At 68.6% G+C, this 22,432-nt stretch carries 21 protein-coding genes; 5 read left to right on the top strand and 16 right to left on the bottom strand.

Annotation, left to right across the window (positions count from 1 at the left end):
- Positions 1–130: 130 nt before the first annotated feature.
- Positions 131–784 carry a class I SAM-dependent methyltransferase gene (locus tag DN051_RS00940; protein WP_112437617.1) on the bottom strand — a complete coding sequence of 218 codons (654 nt, stop codon included), beginning with the start codon at positions 782–784 and terminating at the stop codon, positions 131–133.
- A 501-nt stretch (positions 785–1,285) separates the two neighbouring features.
- Complete coding sequence (locus tag DN051_RS00935) at positions 1,286–2,095, bottom strand: SCO4651 family lipoprotein (RefSeq protein ID WP_112437616.1); 810 nt, start codon at positions 2,093–2,095, stop codon at positions 1,286–1,288.
- A gap of 430 nt (positions 2,096–2,525) precedes the next feature.
- On the opposite strand from DN051_RS00935, the gene DN051_RS44755 reads away from it, so the two are divergent.
- On the top strand, positions 2,526–2,690 hold the full coding sequence (locus DN051_RS44755; protein ID WP_162624705.1) for a hypothetical protein: 165 nt from the start codon (positions 2,526–2,528) through the stop codon (positions 2,688–2,690).
- A 110-nt stretch (positions 2,691–2,800) separates the two neighbouring features.
- The gene (locus tag DN051_RS00930) at positions 2,801–3,643 is read left to right on the top strand and encodes an IS5 family transposase (protein ID WP_112441901.1); all 843 of its coding nucleotides are present in this window, start codon (positions 2,801–2,803) and stop codon (positions 3,641–3,643) included.
- Positions 3,644–3,662: 19 nt separating this feature from the next.
- Here DN051_RS00930 and DN051_RS00925 read toward each other — a convergent pair whose 3' ends face one another.
- Both DN051_RS00925 and DN051_RS00920 read right to left on the bottom strand, forming a co-directional pair.
- Positions 3,663–4,520, bottom strand: coding sequence for an arylamine N-acetyltransferase family protein (locus DN051_RS00925; protein ID WP_112437615.1), 858 nt, complete (start codon positions 4,518–4,520; stop codon positions 3,663–3,665).
- A gap of 304 nt (positions 4,521–4,824) precedes the next feature.
- Complete coding sequence (locus DN051_RS00920) at positions 4,825–6,327, bottom strand: FAD-dependent monooxygenase (protein ID WP_112437614.1); 1,503 nt, start codon at positions 6,325–6,327, stop codon at positions 4,825–4,827.
- A gap of 348 nt (positions 6,328–6,675) precedes the next feature.
- On the opposite strand from DN051_RS00920, the gene DN051_RS00915 reads away from it, so the two are divergent.
- Positions 6,676–7,149 (top strand): VOC family protein, encoded by a 474-nt coding sequence (locus tag DN051_RS00915; RefSeq protein ID WP_112437613.1) that lies wholly within the window; start codon positions 6,676–6,678, stop codon positions 7,147–7,149.
- Between the two features lie 135 nt (positions 7,150–7,284).
- Here DN051_RS00915 and DN051_RS00910 read toward each other — a convergent pair whose 3' ends face one another.
- The 3 genes from DN051_RS00910 to DN051_RS00900 form a co-directional block, all read right to left on the bottom strand.
- Positions 7,285–7,911, bottom strand: a complete 627-nt coding sequence (locus DN051_RS00910; RefSeq protein ID WP_112437612.1) for a hypothetical protein — start codon at positions 7,909–7,911, stop codon at positions 7,285–7,287.
- On the bottom strand, positions 7,908–11,483 hold the full coding sequence (locus tag DN051_RS00905) for a S8 family peptidase (RefSeq protein ID WP_162624752.1): 3,576 nt from the start codon (positions 11,481–11,483) through the stop codon (positions 7,908–7,910). The genes DN051_RS00910 and DN051_RS00905 overlap by 4 nt, the downstream gene beginning before the upstream one ends.
- Positions 11,484–12,264: 781 nt before the next feature.
- The gene (locus DN051_RS00900; RefSeq protein WP_112437610.1) at positions 12,265–12,459 is read right to left on the bottom strand and encodes a hypothetical protein; all 195 of its coding nucleotides are present in this window, start codon (positions 12,457–12,459) and stop codon (positions 12,265–12,267) included.
- Between the two features lie 518 nt (positions 12,460–12,977).
- Here DN051_RS00900 and DN051_RS00895 point away from each other — a divergent pair.
- Complete coding sequence (locus tag DN051_RS00895) at positions 12,978–13,811, top strand: PIG-L family deacetylase (protein ID WP_112437609.1); 834 nt, start codon at positions 12,978–12,980, stop codon at positions 13,809–13,811.
- A gap of 252 nt (positions 13,812–14,063) precedes the next feature.
- Complete coding sequence (locus tag DN051_RS44750; RefSeq protein ID WP_162624704.1) at positions 14,064–14,240, top strand: hypothetical protein; 177 nt, start codon at positions 14,064–14,066, stop codon at positions 14,238–14,240.
- Between the two features lie 15 nt (positions 14,241–14,255).
- On the opposite strand, the gene DN051_RS00890 is transcribed toward DN051_RS44750, so the two are convergent.
- The 9 genes from DN051_RS00890 to DN051_RS00850 all read right to left on the bottom strand — a co-directional run bounded on the left by DN051_RS00890 (position 14,256) and on the right by DN051_RS00850 (position 22,089).
- A complete protein-coding gene (locus tag DN051_RS00890; RefSeq protein WP_246040787.1) occupies positions 14,256–14,720 on the bottom strand; it encodes a hypothetical protein in 465 nt (154 codons plus the stop codon).
- 43 nt (positions 14,721–14,763) lie between these two features.
- Complete coding sequence (locus DN051_RS00885; RefSeq protein ID WP_342781514.1) at positions 14,764–15,906, bottom strand: ABC transporter permease; 1,143 nt, start codon at positions 15,904–15,906, stop codon at positions 14,764–14,766.
- Positions 15,907–15,965: 59 nt separating this feature from the next.
- A complete protein-coding gene (locus DN051_RS00880) occupies positions 15,966–16,655 on the bottom strand; it encodes an ABC transporter ATP-binding protein (protein WP_053762685.1) in 690 nt (229 codons plus the stop codon).
- Positions 16,652–17,767, bottom strand: coding sequence for an efflux RND transporter periplasmic adaptor subunit (locus tag DN051_RS00875; protein ID WP_112437607.1), 1,116 nt, complete (start codon positions 17,765–17,767; stop codon positions 16,652–16,654). Before DN051_RS00875 ends, DN051_RS00880 begins: the two co-directional genes overlap by 4 nt.
- A complete protein-coding gene (locus DN051_RS44745; RefSeq protein ID WP_159054240.1) occupies positions 17,764–18,237 on the bottom strand; it encodes a hypothetical protein in 474 nt (157 codons plus the stop codon). Before DN051_RS44745 ends, DN051_RS00875 begins: the two co-directional genes overlap by 4 nt.
- Before the next feature lie 274 nt (positions 18,238–18,511).
- The gene (locus DN051_RS00865; protein WP_053762688.1) at positions 18,512–19,774 is read right to left on the bottom strand and encodes a sensor histidine kinase; all 1,263 of its coding nucleotides are present in this window, start codon (positions 19,772–19,774) and stop codon (positions 18,512–18,514) included.
- Position 19,775: 1 nt separating this feature from the next.
- Positions 19,776–20,504 (bottom strand): two-component system response regulator CseB, encoded by a 729-nt coding sequence (gene cseB / locus DN051_RS00860; RefSeq protein WP_053762689.1) that lies wholly within the window; start codon positions 20,502–20,504, stop codon positions 19,776–19,778.
- Positions 20,505–21,104: 600 nt separating this feature from the next.
- Positions 21,105–21,233: a hypothetical protein gene (locus DN051_RS47195; RefSeq protein WP_267890914.1), complete on the bottom strand. Its 129-nt coding sequence runs from the start codon at positions 21,231–21,233 to the stop codon at positions 21,105–21,107.
- Positions 21,234–21,630: 397 nt separating this feature from the next.
- On the bottom strand, positions 21,631–22,089 hold the full coding sequence (locus DN051_RS00850; protein ID WP_053762690.1) for a cupin domain-containing protein: 459 nt from the start codon (positions 22,087–22,089) through the stop codon (positions 21,631–21,633).
- Between the last annotated feature and the right edge of the window lie 343 nt (positions 22,090–22,432).

Raw genomic sequence — 22,432 nt, 5'->3', positions numbered from 1 at the left:
CTTGCTTATAAGTCCGCGGACTACCCCATCACGCCTGGTCATCAAGTAGGGGACAGCACAGTGGTCTGACTGCCCCGCTCGTGATTGTCGGTGGTCCAGGCGAGTGGTCTGACGCCGGGATCGTGCCGTGTCAGGGTGTTTCGGGCTTGCGGGCGAGGATGCAGGCGTGCGGTCTGTTGACGCGTCCGCCGGGCTCTTGTTCGAGTCTGGCGATGACGACGAGGCCGGCCTGCTCGAGCAGGTCGATCATGCGGTTCAGTGGCAGGAGGTAGGACTCGTAGGACACCGGGCGGCCGTAGCCGTGGGTCGGCTGCAGCCGTTCGTTGCCGGCGTAGTCTCCCCAGAGCAGGTAGCCGCCGGGCGCGAGTGTGCGGTGGAACTCTGCGAACACATCGGGCAGCCATTGCGGAGGCGTGTGGTGGGTGGAGTACCAGGCGAGGATGCCGCCGAGCTCGTCGTTGCTCATGTCCAGCGCGGTCATCGTGCCCTCGGTGAACCGCAGGGTCGGGTAGGAGTGCCGGGCCAGTCCGATCATCTTCGGTGACAGATCGACGCCGAAGGCGGACACTCCCAGCCCGGCCAGGTGCGCGGTAATGCGTCCGGGTCCGCAGCCCAGGTCCGCGACCGGCCCCAGACCGGCCGTCCGTACGAGTTCGGCGAACCCTGCCAGCATCGCGCGGGAGAGCGGGTCCATCGCGGCTGGAGGCGGGACGCGTTCGAGGTAGTCGGCGGCGACCGTGTCGTAAGAGTCGCGGACGGCGGTCAGATAGGAGGGCTCGAGCATGCGGGTGACCCTAGACCAGGCAACCGACAGACCATGGCACGAACCCACTTGACCCGCGCGGCATCCACCACTGCCGACATCCAGCCGCAAGCCGGGGTGCAGGTCGCGCGCCCTGCTTCATGCAGCGGCTCCGTGACCAGCGATGCTCCTGCTCCACGCCTCCTCAGAGACGAGTTTCAACGCCAGCTGTAGTTCCTCGCGGTGTCGTGACCGTGCAGGAGGCGTTGATGTCGGCCTGGCCTGAGCGGCCTGCGCAGCGGGGAGGGGCGCGAGCGTGGCTGGCGTCCGCGGCCACATCAGCGACCGCAAGCGCATGACCCCGCCGATGCCGCCTTCGCCGCTCCCGAACGGCACCCACTTCGAGTTCATCGGCCGCGCCCTCATCTGACCCGCCCCCCGTGCCGGGCCGGGACCCCACCGCCTCGGCCGGCGCACCCGCAAAATCCAGGAGCAGACATCCATGGGCCGATGGCGGCCGCCCGCCCGCGCGGCGGCTCCGCCTCAGCCGTTCAGGATGCCGCCGACCTCCGTGACGGGGACCGTGTCCGAGGCCCGCGGTACTGTCGCGCGGACCGGCTTACCAATGTCCGACAGCGCCATGGTCAGCGTCGCCCGCGTACCCGACATGTTGACGCTCGTGCGGGTCTGTACCAGCCGTCCCCGGCCGTCGACCCACGCGTCGGCGAAGACCGGGAGGTTGCTGCCCAGCATGTCGCGGGCCTGGTCCATCTTCGTGCGCACGTCCTTGGCCATGCGCAGGGTGACGGTTTGGTGTTCGAGGATGCCGCGGTAGTGCACGGCGCGCACCCCTTGGACGTTTTCCTCGCCCTCCTGGGAGATCTCGCGCATGGCGGCGATCTGCACAAGGACGTGCTCGGGATCGTTGAGCGGGGCCCGCAGCAGGTAGTGGGCCTCCGCCTTGTCCCGGGGCATGACGCCCCAGGCACCCTCGTCGATACCCTCGGCGCCGCTGATGTAGATCTTGCCGTCCGCGAAGACCTGGTCGCTGTGGTCGATGGCGCCACCGGGGAGGTCGACCGCCACATGGCCCTTGTCCGCGGCGAAGTCGAAGCCTCCGGTGACGGTGAGGCCGTACTCCTGGCCCCCACCCTCCAGTTCGACCTCTTGGCGGAAGCCGGCGCTCTTCTCGCGGAGAGCCGCGACGGCCGCTTGCACGGCGGAGCGCGGGTCGGACGACGATGTGGAAGACGGTGACGCAGTCGCGGGCTTGTCACGGTTACCGGGGTCGGCCGTGGAGCAGCCGGCGCACAACAGCGCGGCGGCAACGGCGATCACGAGAGGACGGCGCATGGAGTTCTCCGAGGGGTCTTGGGCGAGCACTCGGCCACTGCGGCACTGCTTCGCGCCGAGATCTTACGAAGGAGCGCACAACCGTGCGAGGCGACCCCGGCGGTTCACGCTCGCTCCGGGGTCGGGTCGCTCGGCGCGCGACACACGGAGCCCTCATTCATACGCGGCGCCGGGTGACCACCACCAAACCAACGAGCCGGCGTCTGAGCGCAATCCGGCTGTGGACGAAGTCTCGCAAGGCGACCACCTGGTCCCACGTCGGCAAAGAGCGCTGGGCAGTGGCCATGTCAGTCATGCGGCAAGGCTCTCTGCGAGCCCACCGTTGTTCGAGAGCGCGACCCGCTTCGTGTTCTCACCAGCCACACCAAGATCATCTCGCGTGTGACCGGCAGTTGCTGGACAACCTCTGTGTCGCTCGTACAGTGCGTTCATGGACGAGATCCCCTGGTTCGAGTACGACGAGGGCGACCTGGACGTCGCGCAACGCGCCTTCGTGGACGTTCTGGCCGAACGCGCGCGCTCCTGGCTGGTGGACCCGCTCGACACCGTCGTGCTGCCGTCGGTGAGCACCTTCGATGGCCAGCTGATCACTTAGAGCGCCCGGCGGTAGGCGTGTCTCGTTGATGAAGGCGACCCCGGAAGTCGAGCAGGCACGAGCCATGGTGATCATGGAGTTCTCTACGCTCAGTGATCACCGGAGGGCCCGTGCCTGTCCTGCCATCATGCCTGCTCGAACCCCTGTGGGACCAGTTCGCGACGCTGTTACCGGAGCACGTGGACAGCCACCCGCTGGGCTGCCACAACCCGCGCATCGCGGACCGCGTGGTGTTCGACCACGTAATCGCCGCCCTGGTGCACGGCTCCGGCTACGAGCGTGTCGCAACTCCTGGATGCTCGGACCGCACCATCCGACGACGAGTCGCCTACTGGGCCCAACTCGGAATAGCCGGGCAGTTGCACGCCCTGGTGCTTGAGGCGTACGACCGGATGATCGGCCTTGAGTTGAGCGAGTTGTCCGTGGACGGCTGCATCACGAAGGCTCCCTGCGGTGGCGAGGCCGCCGGGCGCTCCCCAGTGGACCGGGGCAAGCAGGGCCTCAAGCGCTCGGTGGCCACCGAGGCCCGCGGCATCCCGCTCGGCATCGTCTCAGCCGGGGCCAGCCGGCACGACTCACCGCTGCTCGTGCCCACCTTGGAGGCCGCGAAGGAGCAGGTCGGATGCCTGCCAGATCAGGTCAATGTCAACTTGGACCGTGGCTACGACAGCCACAAGACCCGGGCCGCATTGTCGGAACTCGGCTTCACCGGCGAGATCGCCCGCAAGGGCGTGCCCGCTCCCATACAGGCCGGCAAGAGATGGGTGGTCGAGCGCAGTCACGCGTGGATGAACGGCTTCGGCAAACTGCGACGCTGCACCGAGAAACGCAGCCGGGTCGTCGACTTCTACCTCTACCTGTCCGCCGCCATCGTCACGCTCCGTATGCTCATCCGCCGCGCCACCCCGCTCTACCGATGGGACGGTCGCCCCACTACCAAACGCCTGAAGTAACGCCTACTGCCGGGTGCTCTTACACTCCGGCCAGCCGTGCCGTCAGCAGTTCCGGCATGCGGTCCAGGACGATGCCGAAGTGGTCCCGGTAGGCTTCCAGGACGGTTTCCTGCGGCAGTTCGACCTCGCTGCTGTGCCCGCCGTCGGTGATCACCAGGCGCTGTCCGCTGATCGTGACCCGGCCGTTCTCGGTGGGCAGTGAGCAGACCAGGTTCTGGGTGAAGTGCGCCTGCGGAGCGTTGCTGTGCCACCAGCAGGCTGTCGTGAAGTCGGAGAGCGCCCGCGGGCGGAGTTCGACGCGGTACTGCAACACGCCGTCTCGATAGACGTCCAGGTCACCGTCGGGTCCGTCCTCGATGCGATAGACACCGCCGGGTCCTCGCTGCTCCGCCCGGTCGTCCAGGCGGAGCGGGAACTCGATCTGCCGCCCGAACCCCACGTCCACGAGATAGGGCTCGCCCTCCGCATCCACGCGTAGGGCGAGGTGGTCGAAGGGCGGGCCGAACCCGTCGCCCAGGAAGACCCGCGCGGACAGCAGGCTGACCCGGTAGCCCAGAGTGGTCAGCAGCGCGGCGAAGGCACCGTTCGACTCGTAGCAGATGCCGCCGCGCCGCTCCCGCGCGATCTTGTCGACGAGCGATCGGGCATCGAGTGCGATCTGCTCCCCGGCATGGATGCCCAGGTTCTCGAACGGCACGGTACGCACGTGCCTGAACTGCAGGTCACGCAGATGCGCCGCGTCCGGCCGGCCGGGACGCGCGGCACCGATGCGCTCGAGGTAGCTCGTGACCCGGGCCTCGTCGATGTGGAGGTGGCTCGGCTGGTCCCCACTCTCCTTGTCCGGCACGGTTTCGGTGGCGGTTCGGTGTTCGCTCATGTTGTTGTCGTCCTTGGTTGTCCGGACCCACGGCGCTGCGGCGCGGCAAGCGGCATCAGAGGTCCACGGTTCGCACGAGGGCGGCGGCCCGTCCGGGCGGCGTGATGCGGCCAGGTGGCCGGGGCGTCCCCCGATTTCTCGCCCTCAGCCATTTACTTGACCAGTCAACATTCTAGATCCCGTGTCGTTCGCTAATCAACCGCAACGGGTTCCCCGCGGCGCGGGCCGACGGGCCGACGGCGGGCGGCCGCCGGTCGGGGCGCGCCTCCAGCCGTGCCACCCGTCCGTGAAGGTGCGGTCGGCACTACGCGGTGTGCTCCGGCCCGGTCACCCCCGCCACGGTGAGCGCCGTGCTCGCCGCGGCCGTCAGACGCTGGTCGTCCGTCTCCTCGCAGGCCCAGGCCACATGGCCGTCGGGTCGCACCAGCGCGGCGCGTACGCCGCTCCAGTCCGCCCGGTCCTCGGTGAGCGCGCCGGTGTACGGCGTGACCATCCGCTCGCCAGGCACCGCACCATCCGTGGCCTTCACCACGAGCCCGTCCGTGAGATCGAGCAGGACGTGACGGCCCGGTCGCAGCTGTGTCAATAGGCTGGTGCCCCCACGGAGTCGGAGGTCAGGTGTCCTGCGGCCCACGAGCGGATGGGCGTCGGGGGAGTCCGGCGGGTAGGCCACCGACAGCGCCGAGACAGCTTCGGCCAGGTACCTCGAGAATTCGGGCTGCCGCTCGATGGCGTTGCCCAGGAAGGAACGCAGGCTCCTGCCCTGGGGTGTCCAGGCCGTCATCAGGACGCTCTGGGCGTCGGTCGCCTCCAGGAGTTCCGCGCCCACGGGACGGCGCTCCTGTTCGTAGCTGTCCAGAAGTCCTGCCGGCGCCCAGCCCCGCAGCGTGGCGGCCAGTTTCCAGCCTAGGTTCCACGCGTCCTGCAGTCCGAGGTTCAGGCCCACGCCGCCGGCCGGGAGGTGCCGGTGGGCGGCGTCCCCGACGAGCAGGACACGGCCCGAGCGGTAGTGGTCCGCCAGTTTCGCGCCGTTGCCGGTGCGCGACACCCACTGCGGATCGCGCAGGCCGAAGTCGGTGCCGGCCACGGCAGCCGTCTTGGCGCGGAGTTCCTCGACCGTGTAGCCGGCCCATTCGGCGCTACGGTCCTCGAGGTCGAGACCGCCCACGCGGTACACGCCGGGTGACATCGGCACGATCATCAAGGTGCCTCTGGCGTTGACATGGGAGAAGGGGATCGTGTTCGGGGGTTCGTCGAGAGCGACGTCGGCCAGCCATCCGTACCAGGTGGAGTCGGTTCCGGAGAGCCCGATACCCGCGCTCTCACGGACCGCGCTGCGGGTGCCGTCGCAGCCGACCAGGTAGTCGGCTTCGAGCGCGTATCCGCCGTCGGGTCCCTGGACCTGGGCGAGGACCGAGTGCGGCTTGTCCGTGAGCCCGGTGAAGGTGTGCCCGCGGCGGATGTCCGCACCCAGCTGGAGCGCGTACTCCTCCAGCAACTCCTCGACCTTGGGCTGCGGCAGCATCAGGGTGTACGGGAAGGGGGTGTCCAGCCTGCTGAAGTCCATGCGCTGATCGAGGAGACCGAAGTGGCCGCTGGGGATCCGCTTGCCCTGCCGGACGAAGCGGTCCGCTATGCCACGCGACGCCCAGACCTCCATGGTGCGGGGGTGGATGGTGAATCCCTTGCTGTGCGGAGAGCGTTCGGGGAGCTGTTCGATGACGGTGACGTCCACTCCCCGCAGTCGCAGTTCAGCAGCCGTCCACAGTCCGGAAGGGCCACCTCCGACAACGATCACGCTACCCACGGCATCCTCATTCTCCGGTTCGGATCTTCCCTTGCGGCCGGAAGACAGGGGGCGGTGTGTGCCTCCGAGCGTTCATGCCGCCACCACGCCTACATTACTTGACGGATCAAATATATGGGGCGGTGGGTCGTCGCGGGCGCGGGCGGCGTCTCTGCGCCGGCTCGGCCGGTGAAGCGCCAGGCAGTGAAGGCGCGCTCGCTTCGAGCACGAGTCAGCCACCCGTGCCCGTCGCAGATCCGCCCTGTGTCCCGCCCGCACTCCGTTCCACCGTCGGATACCCCCGTCGGTTTGAGCCCGGGACGCGCACGGTACGGACAGTTCCACCACTCACTGCGAGGACTCAACGCCATGGACCTGAAGCTCGAAGTCATTGTGCTGCCCGTCTCCGACACCGACCGGGCCAAAGCCTTCTACGAAGACCTGGGCTGGCGCTTGGACCTGGACACGGGCCCCAGTGACGACTTCCGAGGTGTGCACTTCACGCCCCCGGGCTCCGGGTGCTCGATCATGTTCGGTGAGGGAATGACCGCTGCCGCCCCGGGCTCGGTGCAGGGCCTGTACCTCATCGTCTCCGATATCGAGGCGGCCCAGAGGGAGCTGAGGGAGCGGGGTATCGACGTGAGCGACGTGTTCCACGACGCGGGAGGGGTACTGTTCCACGGCCATGAGGACGGAGACGTGACCCACCGCCTGCCGGGCCAGGAGCGCTTGGCGGGCCGACACCCGCAGGGCACCAGTTACTCGTCCTTTGCCACCTTCGCGGACCCGGACGGAAACGGCTGGGTCCTCCAGGAGATCACGGAGCGGTTTCCCGGCCGCTGATGGCACGTCATCGAGCGGCCCGTGCTCGTCAGACGCCGGCCCGGGGCCGATGAGACGGACGAGGGCGGCGTAGGCCGACGCGATGTCGGTGTACGCCGCCCTCGCACTACCGGGCGATCAGCATCCGGCCGTGGTTCAGCGCAGTTTGTACGCCGTGGGCAGGGTCTGCTTCACGGTGTTGCCTTCGCTGTCGCTCGCGGTGATACGAAGTGCGACGCCGTCGGCGGCCCGGTCGCGCCTGGGGTGTTCGATCTTCGTGCTGAAAGTGTTCCTGCCCTGGGCCCTGGTGGCGGCGGAGTGCCATGTCTTGCCGCCGTCGAAGCTGGCCTCGGCCTTCAGCGTGGTCACCTTGGGCAGGGCGGTGAGGCTTTGCTGGTAGTAGCCGGTGATCGTGATTTCGTGCGTGTCCCCGGCCTTCGCGGTCTTGTCCAAAGCCAGGTCGAGGTCGTACCGCAGGAAGATCAGCGGCTCGGGGCGGCAGGGCTCGTGGTTGGTGCCGATCACCTCGCCGGTGCAGGGCTGCTGCTCGGGGGCGACATCCTTGGTCACCTGGGCGGAGGTGTACTGCCAGACGGTCTTGACCCCGTTGGTCTGCGTCTCGAGCGTGTACCGGGCCGGTTCGGGCGGCAGCTGGTACGCGGCGCATCCGGAGAGAGCGAACACCGCCGCGGTCGCGAACGCCGCAAGGGCCCCCTTCCGGTGCCGCGGCGTCGGCACGGGTGTGTTCATCGCGTTGATCTCCTTGGGTGTGCGGTGCGTCATCGCCGGCTCCAGGGCTCGTGTTCCGGCGTGACGCCAAGGTCGCCGCGGTGCCTGAACTCGACGTTGTAGCTGAGTTCGTCGCCCTGCTCGTCGAACAACTTGAAACCGCAGGCGGGCGGCGGGCAGGACGGGGTCACGAAGGGATCGGTGAGGTTGACCGGGGCGATGGCGCCGAACATGGTCTGGGGTGCGCCCGCGCCGCTGGTCAGGGCGAAGGCCGGGTAGAAGGTGTTGCCCTGGCGGCAGCCCACGCACGGCGTTCCGGTCGGCAGCTCGAAGCCGGACCTGGTCCGCACGGGTGCCACGGCCCCCGGCACGGTCGGGCCCTCGTTCCAGCGCAGCTCGTTCCTGCTGCCGAGGACGGTGTCCTGTCGCTCGCGGCCGGCCCATACCAGGAGAGAGTCCTGGACCTGGTCGGCCCAGACGGAGTCGAACCGGTGGACGGCGTCGTCCTGCCGCTTGAAGTAGGTGGTGAGGGTCTGCTGCATGGCCGTGCGCGGCAGCGGCAGCGGCACCACGCTCGCACCGGACTTGGCATGCTGCTCCCAGGTGAGGTGCGTGACCTGCTGGGGTCGGTCGGCGAGGAAGGAGTGGTCGACCCGGTCGACGTCTTCTTCCCTGAGCCGGTACGTCAGGTTCGACGGGATCTGGCCGTCGGTGGAGTATCGGGCGCCGTAGACGGTCGGCTCAGCGCTGCCGCCGAGGATGATCTGAACCTTCGACGGGGCTGCCTCGAGGCGCTTGATCAGGCGTTCGGCCTCACTGTACGGCAGGTGCACGATCGGCAGTGCCGCGTAGGGCTTGACCTCCGGACAGCTCTTGAGCCCGTCGGTGCACGCGAAGTACCCCGCGCTCCCATAGGCCAGGTCGCGGAGGCCCGGTGCGGCCACCAGGACCCCCACGGCGCCGGCGGCGTGGGCGGCTGCAACCCGCTCGTCCCTGAGCTTCTCGAACGTGCATTGGCCTGCGCCGCAGATGTCGGTCGGTGTCATCAGTACCAGCCTGCCGCGGGCGTTGACCTTGGCGATCTCGGTGGCGGTGCCGGTGCCGGCGTGCACCACCGGCAGATGGCCCTTGACCGGCAGTCGCGGTATCAGGACTCTGGCCTCGCCCGTCACCTCCTTCCCGTTCTCCTGCCAGGTACGCGTTCCGCCGCCGACGGAGACGTCCGAGGTCTGGTAGCGCGGGGACAGGCCGAACGGGGATCCGCCCCCGACGGCCCGCATGGTGACGACGGGAGCCGTGCGCACGCTGTGCAGTTCGTGAGTGAGGGTGCCGGTGCGGACCTTGGCGGTCGGCAGTGCCCACAGCTTCCCGGAGGCGTTGCTTCGTCCGACATAGGTCTCGATGGCCCATTTGCCAGTCGCGGAGGTTCGTTTGACGAGATGCCGGCTCTCGTAGTTCTCGGTCGACTCCGGAGTCTGGACGGTGAGCGGCTTGAGCTTGCGCAGGTCGAACGTGATCGTGGTCGCCTTGGTGAGACTCACCTCCGCCGCGATGGGCAGTGCGGCGTGCCGGTTGCCGTCCTCGTCATGCCAATCGACTTTGGCGCTGACCGAATAGGTGCCGGGAACCAAGCGGGTGCTCACTGGGGCAGTCAGCTCGTCGACGCGTTCCGGGCCTTCCTGCGTAGTGTTCTCGTCGAGCGGCAGGAAGGTCGTGGGACCGAAGTTGAGGTGCAGGGCGCCCGGCGGCCGGATGACGTTCACGGTCAGCGGGAACTTCTCGCGCTCCAGGTAGGCGCCCAGGCGTGTGCTGCCCCGCAGCGCCCCCGAGGAGTCGTGGGCGTCCAGCCGGCCCCGGTAGGCGCCGAAGGGCCCCTCGGTGCCCAGTACCCGGCCGTCGATGGTCACCGGAACGTCGGCAGCCCCGTTGGCGGGAACGACCACTTCGCCCGCGTGGCTGACCAGGCCGTCCGGAGCGGGCGTGGTGCCGACGGACATCGACGCCGTGAGCTTCAACGTGACCGGGGCGTCGGTGTGGTTCCGGTAGCTGACCTTCTGCGTCAGCGGCGAGTGCGGGAAGACATGGCGGCCGTACTCGAGGTTCCGCTTCGCGGTGATCATCGGGTCGAGTGCGGCGGCGCTGTTCACCCGGCCGGCGCCCTGGGCGAAGACGTCGTGCCCCACGTCGGTGGCGGTGCTCATCAGCACGGCCTTTATCTCGTCGCCGGTCAGGTTCGGGCGCTGTTGGGCGATGAGGGCGGCGGCGCCGGCCACGTGCGGTGCGGCCATCGAGGTCCCGCTGGCACGGGTGTAGTGCTCGTCCACCACCGTGCCCATGGCCGTGCCGGCGGCTCGGGCGGCGACGATGCCGACACCAGGAGCCGCGATGTCCGGCTTGAAGGCCCCGTCCCCGAACCGCGGCCCGCGGCTGGAGAAGGAGGCCATCTCGTCCTCCCTGTCGACCGCCGCCACGGTCAGCGCCTCGTCGGCGGCACCCGGGGATCCGACCGTCTCGCTGAACGGACCCCTGTTGCCTGCCGCGACCACGAACAGGGTCCCGGTGGAGCGGCTGATCTGGTTGAGCGCCTGGCTCGACACATCGGTCCCGTCGGTGGGACCACCACCGAGGCTCATGTTGACGACCTTGGCCCCCGAGCGGCCGGCCCACTCCATGCCCGCGATGATGTCCGATGTGTATCCGGAACCTTCGTCGTCGAGCACCTTGCCGACCCGCAGCTTGGCGCCGGGCGCGACACCCTTGCGCAGCCCCTTGGACGCTGCTCCGCTGCCCAGGACCGTGGCCGCCACGTGAGTGCCGTGTCCATGCCCGTCACGGGCACCGGGGGCGGCGCCGGTGAAGTCGACCTGTTCGATGAGGTTCCCGGACACGTCCGGGTGGTCCGGGTCGATGCCGGTGTCCAGCACCGCCACGGACACACCCGTACCGTCGTACCCGCGATCCCAGGCGGACTTCGCCCCGATCTGCGGGACGGACGTTTCGAGGTCGACCTTGACCACGGAGTCGAGCCATACCTTCTTGACCCCGGCCAGGGAACCGGCGGACCGGGCGGCGGCACCGGCGCCCTTGTCGGCAGATGTGCCTCGCGCTCCCTGCCACCACCTGCCGTTGCCGGCTATCTCCCACGCGCGGCCGTTGATGCTCGACAGGTGCCTCTCGGCGCTCGCCCCGGCAGCCTTCGGCGCCCTGCGCGCCGTGTCCTTCCCGGAGTACGTGACGAGCACCGGCACCTCGCCGACCCGCCCCGCCGCGACCAGCGACACCAACTGGGCCAGGTCGAACAGCCCCCAGTCGAGCAACCCCTCGTGGACCAGCCCGAGAGCGTCGTCCGGAACGACGTGCACCTTGCCGTTGCGGGTGAGGGTCTGGAACTCGACCGGGGATCCATCGGGTCGCACCGCACTCGTGAAGTCGCGGGCGACCACCTTTCCGTCGGCGTCAATGCCGACCTGCACCTTGTCACCGGTGATCAGCGTCACCGTGACGCTCCCGCCGGCCGCGGCGACGATCCGCTTCAGGTCGCCGTCGGCGGTCACCACCACGTTCTTCGTGCGCGCGGTGTCGGTGATCGGCGCCTTGCCGTCAGGCTCCGCGGCGTGTGTCGCCATGGGCGACACCACGGTCCCGAAGACGGTCAGACCGATGGTCAATGCGCCCAGGCGTCTCCCGAGACGCCGCAAAGTCGGTCTATGCCTCATCCATCATCTCCTGTTGGGAAATCTTCCGTCGGAAATGTCCGGGAACGGCTGGAGGCGTGGGCGCCAAGAGAAGCCGCCCGCAGCGGTCCGTGCATCTGCCCGGCCGGGGGAGCGGACCCACTGGTACGGGGCCCTCCCTCACTGGATCTACGGGCACGGCAGGGTCACATGACTGCTCGGCCATAGGGGTATCCGCGGACATCACGGTGACGAGTGTCCAAGCAAGGCCGGGCCCTGATCGATTGACCAGATGAGGGAATTAAATCCCTTCTTTCCCAGAGCGGTTCGCGGCAAATATTTTCGTCATCGACCGGCGGGGAACTGCTGCGTCAGGTGGGCGCGGCCCGCGATCCGGCGCCAGGACCGCCAGGACCGTCACGGGCTGGCAACACCGTGGCGCCCGGTTCCGCATCGCGGACGCGGGCGGGTCCGACGGCTACCGCACTCACGCCTCGACACCGGATCCCGCGGCGTCGGCGGCCGGACGGGCTGCCGACTGGCACGGCCGCGCCGATCAGTAGGAGTGCCGTCGCATCCGCCACACGGACACGGCGACGAGCGCGGCAGCGAGCGTCAGACACAGACCCGTCACCGTCCACTGCAACGGCCACAGGTGCGAGACCGGGTGGAACTCGGCCCAGTGGCCGGTGATCCCGCGCGACTCCAGGCACTTTCCGTAGTCGGTCCGGGCCTAGCAGTCGGTGACGTCGAGCACGCGTCGGCCGTGCGTGGACAGCCGACCGTCCGCGAGCAGCCACGCGCTGTCCGGCGCGTTCGGATGCGTGGTGTTCCGGGCGTTCGTGGTGGTGACAGGCCACAGAGACGGACGGACCCATTCGAGCAGCGCGAACAGTCCGGCTCCGGCGACGAGGGTGGCCCCGCTCATACTTTGGCAGGGAAGTCTTGCGCCTGAGCCCCATGCCGTGGGCACCCGGGACCCGGGGGCGCACCTGAGATCCGTGAGGTTCGAGGCGCGCTGCACCTTGGTGGTGGCGCAGTCGTAGTCAGCGGTGCGGGGCCGCCTGTGCGGGGCTCGCCTTCGCCGTCGAGCCGACAGCACCCAGAGATGGTTGACTCGTCAAGGTTCCGGTACGGTGGGATTCACGACGAAGGCGGCCTCCGTGCACTGATGTGGGCGTGCCGCGGTCGGCTCTGATGCTCGGCTCGAACGGATAACGGCGGTCTGCGATGGCGCTCGACCCGAAGCGTCTCCGCACGGTTCTCGGACGGCGCCGCTCGGCCTCGCTGGTGCCGGATGCCTGATCGCGATGGCGGTGTCCGCCTGCCCCTCGCCACGGGTCGGCGGTCCTCGCCCCACGCCCCGCCGACACCGGCCGCCCCAAGATCGGGGTACGCGCACCGCGCACCCGGACCAAGACGTATTTCTGCAGGAGGACTGTTTCAATGACTGGCCGGCCCTTGACGCTCATGGCGGTACACGCGCACCCCGATGACGAGGCCACCGGAACCGGAGGGGTTCTCGCGCGGTACGCGGCGGAGGGTATCCGTACGGTTCTCGTGACGTGTACCGACGGCCGGTGCGGTGACGGACCAGGGGGTGTGAAACCGGGCGATCCCGGACACGATCCGGCGGCGGTCGCCTTGATGCGCCGGCACGAACTCAAGGCGAGCTGCGACGTCCTGAAGGTCAGCGATCTGGAGATGCTGGACTATGCCGACTCCGGAATGACGGGCTGGCCGAGCAACGACGCCCCCGGATCCTTCTGGCAGACCCCCGTGCGGGAAGGCGCGGCCCGACTCGCGGAACTCATGCGGCACTACCGACCTGATGTCGTCGTCACCTACGACGAGAACGGCTTCTACGGGCACCCCGACCACATCCAGGCCCACCGCATCACGATGGCGGCGCTGGAGATGACCGCGCTGGCGCCGAAGGTGTACTGGACCACGATGCCTCGCTCGATCGTGCGGCGGTTCGGCGAGATCATGGGCGATTCTCCTGAGGACATGCCGGAGCTGGATCCTGCCGAGGCCGCCGCCATGGCCGAGATCGGCCTCCCCGACTCCGAGATCACCACATGGGTGGACACCACCGCGTTCAGTGGTCAGAAGTTCGACGCGTTGGCCGCGCACGCCAGTCAGGGCGAGAACATCCACTTCCTCAGGATGGGCAAGGAGAACTTCGAAGAGTTGATGGGCACGGAGACCTTCGTCCGTGTCCAGGACGCCACCGGCGCCGCCCTGCCCGAGAACGATCTCTTCGCCGGACTGCGCTGATCCGCCCGCCCGCCCGGCCGGGAAAGCGCATCGACCGCACGCCCGGCGGGTCGAGTCATGACGGAGGCGGCAGCCACCCGGCCGCCCCCTCCGCTCACTTCTCGGTCGACCGCGACATGTCAGCTCTGACCGTGCCGGTCGGCTTGCTCACCGCCGAGCCGTCCTTGTGGCCGGTGCGGAGCGCGATCACCTTCACGGTGATCTTCGTGCAGGACGTCGGTGGCGGCGGCGGTGACCTGGTGACAGGTCAGCGTGCCGGGTTCGCCGCACACACCGGCCAGGGACGGGCCGCCGACCTTCGACGCGGCGGACTTCACGCAGCCCGCCGGCAAGAAGGTCTGCGACCGCCTCGCCACGACCAACGGCTGGACGCTGTGCGCGCTGACCCGGGGCAGGCCCACACCGTGCTGCTCACCGGCCGGGACCTGACCGCGACGTACACGCTCACCCGACGCGACGGACCGCGAGCGCCTCCTCGAGCACGGAGAACTTCGCCGCCACGCCGCCGGAGGTGTTGACCAGCTGGAGGACCTCCGCCTTCGTGTGCGCGTCAGCCGGAATGTTCAGGCACCGCGAGAAGACTCCGTCCCCGGTGCGCGGCGTGGCCTTTCCGTCGTCGGCGGTGAAGCTCCCGGCCGGCAGGACCGGGTAGTCGTTCGCGGCGTCGGTGCGGTGGAAGGCGATGGTGTAGGGGCCCGTTGCGTCGTCGCCGACGTCATGGGTGTGCACCAGCGCCCGGTTGGGAGCCGGGCCGGTCAGCGCGCACTCGCCGTCCGCCAGCTCCGTCGACGTGCACTGTGCGGCGCCGTCCCGGTCGTAGACCGCTGGTTCCTCAGTCGCTGGGGATGCGCAGCCGATGTCGCGACGGAACTGGTCGGCCCGTGAGACACCGGCGACTGCGCGATACACCGGTCGCTCCCTCAGGTGTGAGCGCGGTACTGCGCTGGGTTCATCAACCGTTCAGGGCGGCTGTCGGCGGCGTCTTCGAGGCCCGGACAGCCGGGTAGAGGCCGGCGACTGCTCCGATCAGCATGGTCACGCCGATACCACCGACGAACACGGTGGGAGGTACCGAGACGGGCCAGCCGTTCGTCACGGCGAACGTGGCGATGACTGCGAACCCCAGGGCCGTCCCGACAAGTCCGCCCAGCGTGGACAGCAGGAGGGCCTCAACGAGGAACTGTGTGCGGATGTGCCCTCGGGTGGCGCCGAGGGCACGCGACAGACCGATCTCCTTTCGCCGTTCCAGTACGGAGATGACCATGGTGTTGGCGACACCGATGCCTCCGACGAGCAGCGCGACAAAGCCGAGCCCTACCAGAAGCCCGGTGAACGCGACGTCTGCAGCGTTCTTTGCCGCCAGCGCATCCGAGGGCCGCGAAACACTCACATTCTCGGGATGTTCCGGGTTCACTGTGCGGGGCAGGAGGTCGCGTACTGCTTCCACCTCCTCGTCGGCCGAACGTTCGAAGATGGTGGTCGGTTTGCCGTCCCAGCCGAACCGCTCGAGCGCGATCGCCTCACCGATGAACGCGGAGGTGTCCAGTTCCGGGGCGAGAGGCAGGGCATCGAGTATCCCGACGACCGTGAACTCGGTGCTGCCGAGCCAGACGCGGCTTCCTGGAGTCACGATACCGAGCCGGTCTGCGGCGATGCTGCCGAGTGCGACGGTGGGGTAGTTCGCGGTCGCTCTGTTGAGCCATGTTCCCTGGCGCAGTGTGCCGTCGAGGAGGCCGAGGAGGTGGAGGTCGGCGACCTGCACATCGATGCCACCTGACTTGTCCGGGTCGATGAGCCGGCTCCGGTACACCTTGACGTCGGGCAGCGTGGCGACCGCTCCGGCGCTCGTCACCCCCGGGATCAGGCGCACCTTGCCGGTGGATCCGGCCGGCAACGTCGTGTCCTGGCCCGTGAGTGACATGCCTGGCTGGACGCTCAGCAGGTTGGTGCCCAGCGACGCCAGCTCGTTGTCGAGCTTTGCCCTGCTCGAGGTGGTGATGCCCACAACGGCGATCATGGCCGCGATACCGATCGCGATGCCGAGCGCGGACAGGAGAACCCGGGTGGGCCGGGATCTCAGTCCCGATATGCCCAAGTGACAGATGTCGGAGGGGAGCAGGCGAGACCGGCCTGTCTCGGTCTGGTTGTCACGACTCATGCCGACGCCGCCTGCTCGTCGTCGACGAGGTGACCGTCGCGAAGGGTGATCCGCCTGGGTATCCGGTCCGCGAGCTGCACGTCATGGGTGATCACGACGACAGTGGTGCCCGTGGCGTTGAGCTCGTGCAGCAGCTTCATCACGCTCGCGCCGGAGCGCTGGTCGAGATTGCCGGTGGGCTCGTCCGCCAGCAGCAGCGTCGGATCGGACACCGTCGCCCGAGCGATGGCGACGCGCTGCCGTTCCCCTCCAGACATCTGGTGAGGCTTGTGGTCGAGGCGGTGTCCCAGTCCGACGCGGGTAAGGCTTGCCACCGCCCTGCGCCGCCTTTGGGCGCGGCGTGTTCCGGTGTAGATGAGGCCGTCCGCGACGTTGTCGAGCGCGCTGACCCCGTCCTTGAGATGGAACTGCTGGAAGACGAACCCGATCCGGTACGCGCGCAGCGCCGAGAGTTCCTCGTCGCTCATCGCGTCGACGTCGTGGCCGTCGATGGCCATACGTCCGCTCGTGGGCCGGTCGAGAGTGCCGATGATGTTGAGCAGAGTCGACTTGCCCGAGCCGCTCGGGCCGACGATGGCGACGAATTCACCGCGAGCGACCGACAGCGACACGTGGTCGACCGCTCGCACCGGTGGATGGCCGTGGTCGCGGACCACCTGATCGAGTTCGATGACGGAATCGCTCATACTGTCGGGACCACGACTTTCTGACCTGCGTGAAGTCCGTCGCCGGTCACTTCGACGGAACCGCCGGCGAACAGTCCGGTCTTCACCATGACCGTCCGCGTCGTACCGGCGTCGCCGGCCACTTCGACGCCGTACCCACCGTCCGGGAGGGCGATGAGTGCGGCGACCGGTACGGCCAACACGTCCTCGCGACTCGCCGTGGGGAAGTCGACCAGCATCGACACCTCCTGGAGCGTGCCGGCGTCGGCGGGCCGGTCGAGGGTGATGCTCACCGGGACGGTGACCGCCTTCTCCTCACTGTCCTTCCGTTGCCGGGGCACGCCGACTCCGGAGATGGTGCCGGTCGTTGTTTTGCCGCCGGGCAGGTTCACGGTCACCTTGCCACCCACTTCGGCGACCGTCTGGTCCGCTGCCTTGAGGTCGACGGTGACGATCTTTTCGAGCCCCGACAGTTTCAGGACGGGCGTACCGGCCGCGACTTCGTCGCCGAGGTGTGCGACGGTCTCCGCGACGCGCACGTCGCCGGGGGCGAAGACGATCCGCCCACGCTGGATCGAGCCGGTCTCCTTGACGTTGATGGCGTCCTGCCAGTGCAGGATCGCGACCGTCGTGTGCCAGTCGAAGTGTGCGTCGGGAGTCCCGGTGAAGTGGCCCAGAGTCTGGAGACCCCGCTCCAGTTGGCGTACGTCCGGCCCGTCGCTCATCCCGCTCTCGAACGCCCGCCACACCGGGAGCCGACCGTGCAGCAGCACCAATGGCTCGTTGTCGATCGAGTGCAGCACGCCGCCCAGTCTCACCTTGCTTCCCGCGTCCGGCAGGCGCGTGATGGTGCCGGAGCGGCCGGCGGTGAGCGGGCTCGCCTCGCTGTAGCTGAGCGACCCGGGCGACGTGATGGTCTCCTGCAGTGTCTTTCGTTCCACGAGCGCGGTGTTCGCCACTTGTTTCTGCCCGGTCTGCTCGGCAGAGCCGTCCTCGGACAGGATCGTCATCGAGGTCGCGGCCGCACCGAGGGCGATGCCGGTCACGGCTGCGATCGCCAGTACCCGCTTGCGGCCAAGTCTTCGCGGCTCGGACTCGTGCCCCGGCTCACCTGAGGAGTGCTCGACCGTCACTTTTTGTAGCACTCCTCGAACGCGTCCTGGGAAACGCCCTCAGGAAACTCGATCTGGGGAGCCTGATTGGCTCCGGGGTCGGTGACCTCGGCGCCGTTGTCGCGGAAGCACTGGAGCGTCTTGAGATGCTCCTCTTTCAGTTCCTCGGCGGACTTCTTGGAGCGCTCACCAGTGACCTGTGGTGCCTTTCCGATCTTCTTCCTGCAGGCGTCAGACGCCACCCGGTACGCGTCCTGCCGGTCACCGAAGTCGACCTTTCCGGCTTCCTTCGGAAGGTCGAACCCCTTGTCACTCAAACAGGACCGGAACTTGTTCTCCCACTCGTCGTACCGCTGGTCGAACGTGCCGGATTTTGAACCAGATGCCGACGAGCCCGCCTCATCAGCATTCTCGCAACCGGCCAGCAAGCCAGCGAGTGCGAACGTCGCCAGTGCGAGACCGGTTCGAGGGAGATGGAGCGCGCTGATCATGGCAGTTTCACTTTCGGTGGCTGGGGCCGCCAGGCGATCGGGCGGGATGACGGGCGGAGCAACGGACAACGCTCCGCCCCCGAGGCCGGTACGCCTCCGGGGTGCATGTCAGCCACCGTGCCTGGTGCGGGCGTCCGTACCGCCGCGGTCGTGCATCCATGACCGCTCTGCTGTGTATCGGTTGTGTGTCAGCCCTCGGTCGCAGCAGCCCGGGTCCCTGTTCGTGGCCGAGGTGAGCGATGCGCGGGTGCGCTCGGGGAGCCTCGGGCAGACGTCAGCCCTGTGGGCCGATCTCGCTGCGCAGCCGGAGTGTGGCGATCGCCCCGCCTTCCGGGGCGTTGGTGAACGCAAGAGCGGCGCCGATCACGCGTGCCTGGCCGGTGGCGATGGTCAGGCCCAGACCGTGCCCCTGGCCGCGTTCGGCCGCACCGGTGCGGAACCGCTGCGGTCCCTCTGCCAGCAACTCGTCCGGGAAGCCGGGGCCGTGGTCGCGTACGACGATCGATGCACCGTTCACCGTGACATCGACCGGAGCGCGTCCGTGGCGATGGGCGTTGGAGACGAGGTTGGAGATGATCCGGTCGAGGCGGCGCGGATCGGTGTCGGCGACCGGATCGCCGATCACCGTCAGGCGGGCCTGGACCCCCGTACGGGCCACGGATTCCTCGACGAGCCGGCCCAACGGCACCGAGGCGCGGTCGGCCCGCTCCGCGCCCGAGTCGAGCCGGGAGATCTCCAGCAGGTCCTCCACCAGTTCGCGCAGCACTTGGACCCGGTCCCTGACCAGTGCGGTGGCCTCGCCGTCCGGGAGCAGGTCGGTGGAGACGACAAGGCCCATCAGCGGGGTGCGCAACTCATGGGCAACATCCGCAGTGAAGCGCTGCTCACTCAGCAGCCGGTCCCGCAGAGCGTCGGCCATCGAGTCGAGGGTGACGGAGATCTCGGTGATCTCGTCGCCGCCGCGGCCATCCACCATCGTGCGGGCTTCCAGGTCGCCGTCAGCAATACGTCGCGCGGTCCGAGCCACCTTCCGCAGTCGTCGGTGGGGCAGCTCTGCGGCCAGCACCGCCAGGGGCACGACTACCGCGAGCACGGCCAGCGAGGCCGCGACGATGTTGCGGTCCAGGGCCTGCAAGCTCCGCATCTCGGACCCCATGTCGACCCGCACGGCGAGGATGCGGCCGTCGACCGGCTGCACCGCCCACATCCAGGGAATCTCGGACCGGCGGTCGTCGTACCAGGTTCTGTGCTGCCCGGTGCTGACCGCCTGCTGGAGCAGCGCGGGCGGAATCTGTGCGGGGTCCGCATCGGTCGGCGTTGCGCCCGTGCGGCTGTAATCGTCCAGCGCGGACACCAGGGCGGAGAAGGCCCGGTCCCTCCCCAGGCCCATGAGCCGCTCCGAAGTGCTCCGGTGGACCAGTACACCGACGGTCGTGGCAACGGCACAGGACGCCAAGGCCACCAGCGCGGCGATCTTCCAGCGCAGCGACCTCCAGTTCGACAACCCGCGATTCCGCCGGGCCACGGCCCGCCCCATCTCAGTGCCGGAACTTGTAGCCGAAGCCGCGGACCGTCTCGATCCGGTCGTGGCCGATCTTCTTACGCAACCGCTGCACACACAGGTCGACCACACGGCTGTCACCCTCCCAGCCGTAGTCCCAGACACCGCGCAGCAACGTCTGCCGGCTCAACACGATCCCCGGATTCGCCGCGAACTCCAGCAGCAGACGCAACTCGGTGGGAGCCAGCGCCACCAGCTCACCGGCGCGACGCACCTCCAGCCCTCGGGTGTCGACGGACACATCACCGAACACCAAACGGGTGCTGGTACCGCGAGCGGGCTCCGGAGCGTGATTCGTGCCGGGGGAGAAGGAAGCCCGACGCAGCAGCGAACGGATCCTGGCGACCAGCACGGAGGTATCGACAGGTTTGACGACGTAGTCATCAGCCCCTGCCTCCAGGCCCGCGACCACGTCCAGGGCGTCACCACGCGCGGACATCATCAGGATCGGGGCCAGGCTCCACTCACGGACCCTCCGGCACAGCCCGATCCCGTCCAGCCCCGGCAGCATCACGTCGAGCAGCAGCAGATCGTGTCCCCGCTCCCGGAACAGTTCGAGACCGGTCAGACCGTCATTCGCCGTGCTCACACGGTAGCCGTAGCGATCCAGTGCCATCGCCACCGCCTTGCGGATCACTGCATCGTCCTCGACGAGAAGAACCGTGACAGGAGTGGCCGGCCTGCTACCGACACCAGAAACCAACATCACTCCCCAACCGTGACGCACGCGCTAGTGACACATGACAATACAAGGAGACCCCTCGGCGCTTCCTGCGCGTTCCGACACTGTCATGGCCGCCGACGCCGGTGTGACCTGCGCTGGGCCTTCGGGTCGACGACGTGGTGGCCGTCAACGACACCGACCGCACCGTGGTCCGGCTGATTCGATGCGATGTCATCGCTCACGTCTCTCCGTCGGTGCATGCCGACGGCGCTCCGCTCCAGTGAGAGCTGGGCCACCACCCCTGCGGGGCCGATACTCCGGAGGGCGCGCTTGAGCCGCCGCCTACGACCAGGACGGTTTCGGCATCACGCTGTGGGCCTCTTGCGAGTCGGCTGCCGCGCCGGACGATGCGGCAGCCCGGTACGCGCAAGCACCACTCCGGCGCCATGGCCATGTGTCGCCGACGGACGGCCGGCCCCGGATGTCGGTCCGTGAAACCCGCCCGGCGGCTCGACCCGGTACTCGCCCTTCTTCTCCGCCCAAAGTCCACGACCGACAAGGTGAACGACGTCATCTACGCCGGACATCCCGATGTCCGTGTCGGGCTGATAGGGCTGCATCACTCCGAGGTAACCGATCCGGTCACAGCACCAGCACGTGTGACCGGGACGTCGGGCCGGCGGCGGCCGAGTCGGGCGGTGTCCGCTGCTCGACCTGGTCGACGGCCGGCGCCCACCGGTAACCGATGGCGGTCGGTCCGGTCGGCCACATACCGGCACACCACCGTGTCGACGGGCAGCCACTCTGCGGAGTCCAGGTCGTCCTTCTGCCGGTTCGACCGCGCGGTCACCGCCGCCAGCGCCCTGCTGATCACCTGGAGCGTGCGCGTCCCGCTCCCGCCGATCCGGCGGCCGGTTGAAGGCCCTCGGGTCCACGCTTCGGCCTGCAGCTCGGCCGCGGCCCGGCGAGCGGGCCGCGGCCGAGAAGCCCGTCGGCCGCGGCGTCCCGGGCGAGGTGAAGGGTGACGTCCCGGGGCCCGGTCACGCCGTTGCCCGCGTCAGTACTCCTGAAGTGCGTCCCAGGGCTCCCGTGCGACATCCGGGCCCGGCCGCGCAGTGGCACGACAACCCACGACTTCCGCGCGCTGTTCTCGGCGGTAGGCGGCGATTCACTGATGGGGCGTCACCAGAGGCTTTCCATGCTCGATCTGGTAGGTGGACAGCATCTTCGTCTGGACCTTCCCGATGTTGCGGGCATTGTGAATGACACCGTGCGGGATGAAGAAGGGGTCACCGGTACGCAACCGTTGCCAGGGGCGGTCGTCGAACTCCATCAAGATGTCGCCTTGGATGATGTAGCCGACCTCCACCCCAGGGTGGCTGTGGCGCCCGGACTCAACACCCCTGGGGATCTGAACGAGCGTCTGCACAAGCTCCCAGCCCGGGGCCGGCGAGAGGTGTCGCTGCAGTTCGGTGCGCGTGATGCCGTCCGCCGAGACAGGGGTGACGGCGGGTGCCTCGCTGGAGTTTCGATGTGCTTCGGCGGAGGAGGATCCGAGGGCGATCAGACCGAGCGATCCGACTGTGGCTGCACTGCTGCTACGCATCAACGAACGGCGAGTGATCACGATTCATCCTTGATTGAGGGCGGGGCACGCCATGTTCAGTGGCGACGCCGACTCGGTGGAACGCTCCGGAGGTGGTGGTAACACTCACACGGGGTCCGTCACCTGTCAAGCCGGTGACGCTAGTTGGAGGCTTTCCTGTGTGCGCACAGCTGACGCAGGGCCGTCCACTCATATCGCCGACGCTGCGGCAGGGGCACCGAACCCGCGGCTCGCACGTCAGCGCCCGTTGCGCCAGCCGTCGTTCTCGCGCCGGTCTCGGCTGTGCCGACCCCGCGGTAGTTCACCACTTGAGGGCCTCCCACCCGGCGCCGTACAGTCTCTGCCCGGCTACGGGGGCAGGCGG

It is taken from the genome of Streptomyces cadmiisoli (assembly GCF_003261055.1).
Taxonomy (GTDB): Bacteria; Actinomycetota; Actinomycetes; order Streptomycetales; family Streptomycetaceae; genus Streptomyces; species Streptomyces cadmiisoli.
The sequence above is the reverse complement of the archived record's forward strand: the minus strand, read 5'-3'. Positions and strand labels throughout refer to the sequence as shown.

What these genes read in the sequence shown, in the direction of transcription:
- DN051_RS47195 (WP_267890914.1), bottom strand. Translation starts at nt 21,233, where the DNA reads ATGTGGCCGACCGGACCGACCGCCATCGGTTACCGGTGGGCGCCGGCC.
- DN051_RS00935 (WP_112437616.1), bottom strand. Translation starts at nt 2,095, where the DNA reads ATGCGCCGTCCTCTCGTGATCGCCGTTGCCGCCGCGCTGTTGTGCGCC.
- DN051_RS44755 (WP_162624705.1), top strand. Translation starts at nt 2,526, where the DNA reads ATGGACGAGATCCCCTGGTTCGAGTACGACGAGGGCGACCTGGACGTC.
- DN051_RS00900 (WP_112437610.1), bottom strand. Translation starts at nt 12,459, where the DNA reads ATGAGCGGGGCCACCCTCGTCGCCGGAGCCGGACTGTTCGCGCTGCTC.
- DN051_RS00940 (WP_112437617.1), bottom strand. Translation starts at nt 784, where the DNA reads ATGCTCGAGCCCTCCTATCTGACCGCCGTCCGCGACTCTTACGACACG.
- DN051_RS00880 (WP_053762685.1), bottom strand. Translation starts at nt 16,655, where the DNA reads ATGAGCGATTCCGTCATCGAACTCGATCAGGTGGTCCGCGACCACGGC.
- DN051_RS00905 (WP_162624752.1), bottom strand. Translation starts at nt 11,483, where the DNA reads ATGGCGACACACGCCGCGGAGCCTGACGGCAAGGCGCCGATCACCGAC.
- DN051_RS00895 (WP_112437609.1), top strand. Translation starts at nt 12,978, where the DNA reads ATGACTGGCCGGCCCTTGACGCTCATGGCGGTACACGCGCACCCCGAT.
- DN051_RS00910 (WP_112437612.1), bottom strand. Translation starts at nt 7,911, where the DNA reads ATGACGCACCGCACACCCAAGGAGATCAACGCGATGAACACACCCGTG.
- DN051_RS00925 (WP_112437615.1), bottom strand. Translation starts at nt 4,520, where the DNA reads ATGAGCGAACACCGAACCGCCACCGAAACCGTGCCGGACAAGGAGAGT.
- cseB (WP_053762689.1), bottom strand. Translation starts at nt 20,504, where the DNA reads ATGTTGGTTTCTGGTGTCGGTAGCAGGCCGGCCACTCCTGTCACGGTT.
- DN051_RS44745 (WP_159054240.1), bottom strand. Translation starts at nt 18,237, where the DNA reads ATGATCAGCGCGCTCCATCTCCCTCGAACCGGTCTCGCACTGGCGACG.
- DN051_RS00915 (WP_112437613.1), top strand. Translation starts at nt 6,676, where the DNA reads ATGGACCTGAAGCTCGAAGTCATTGTGCTGCCCGTCTCCGACACCGAC.
- DN051_RS00865 (WP_053762688.1), bottom strand. Translation starts at nt 19,774, where the DNA reads ATGGGGCGGGCCGTGGCCCGGCGGAATCGCGGGTTGTCGAACTGGAGG.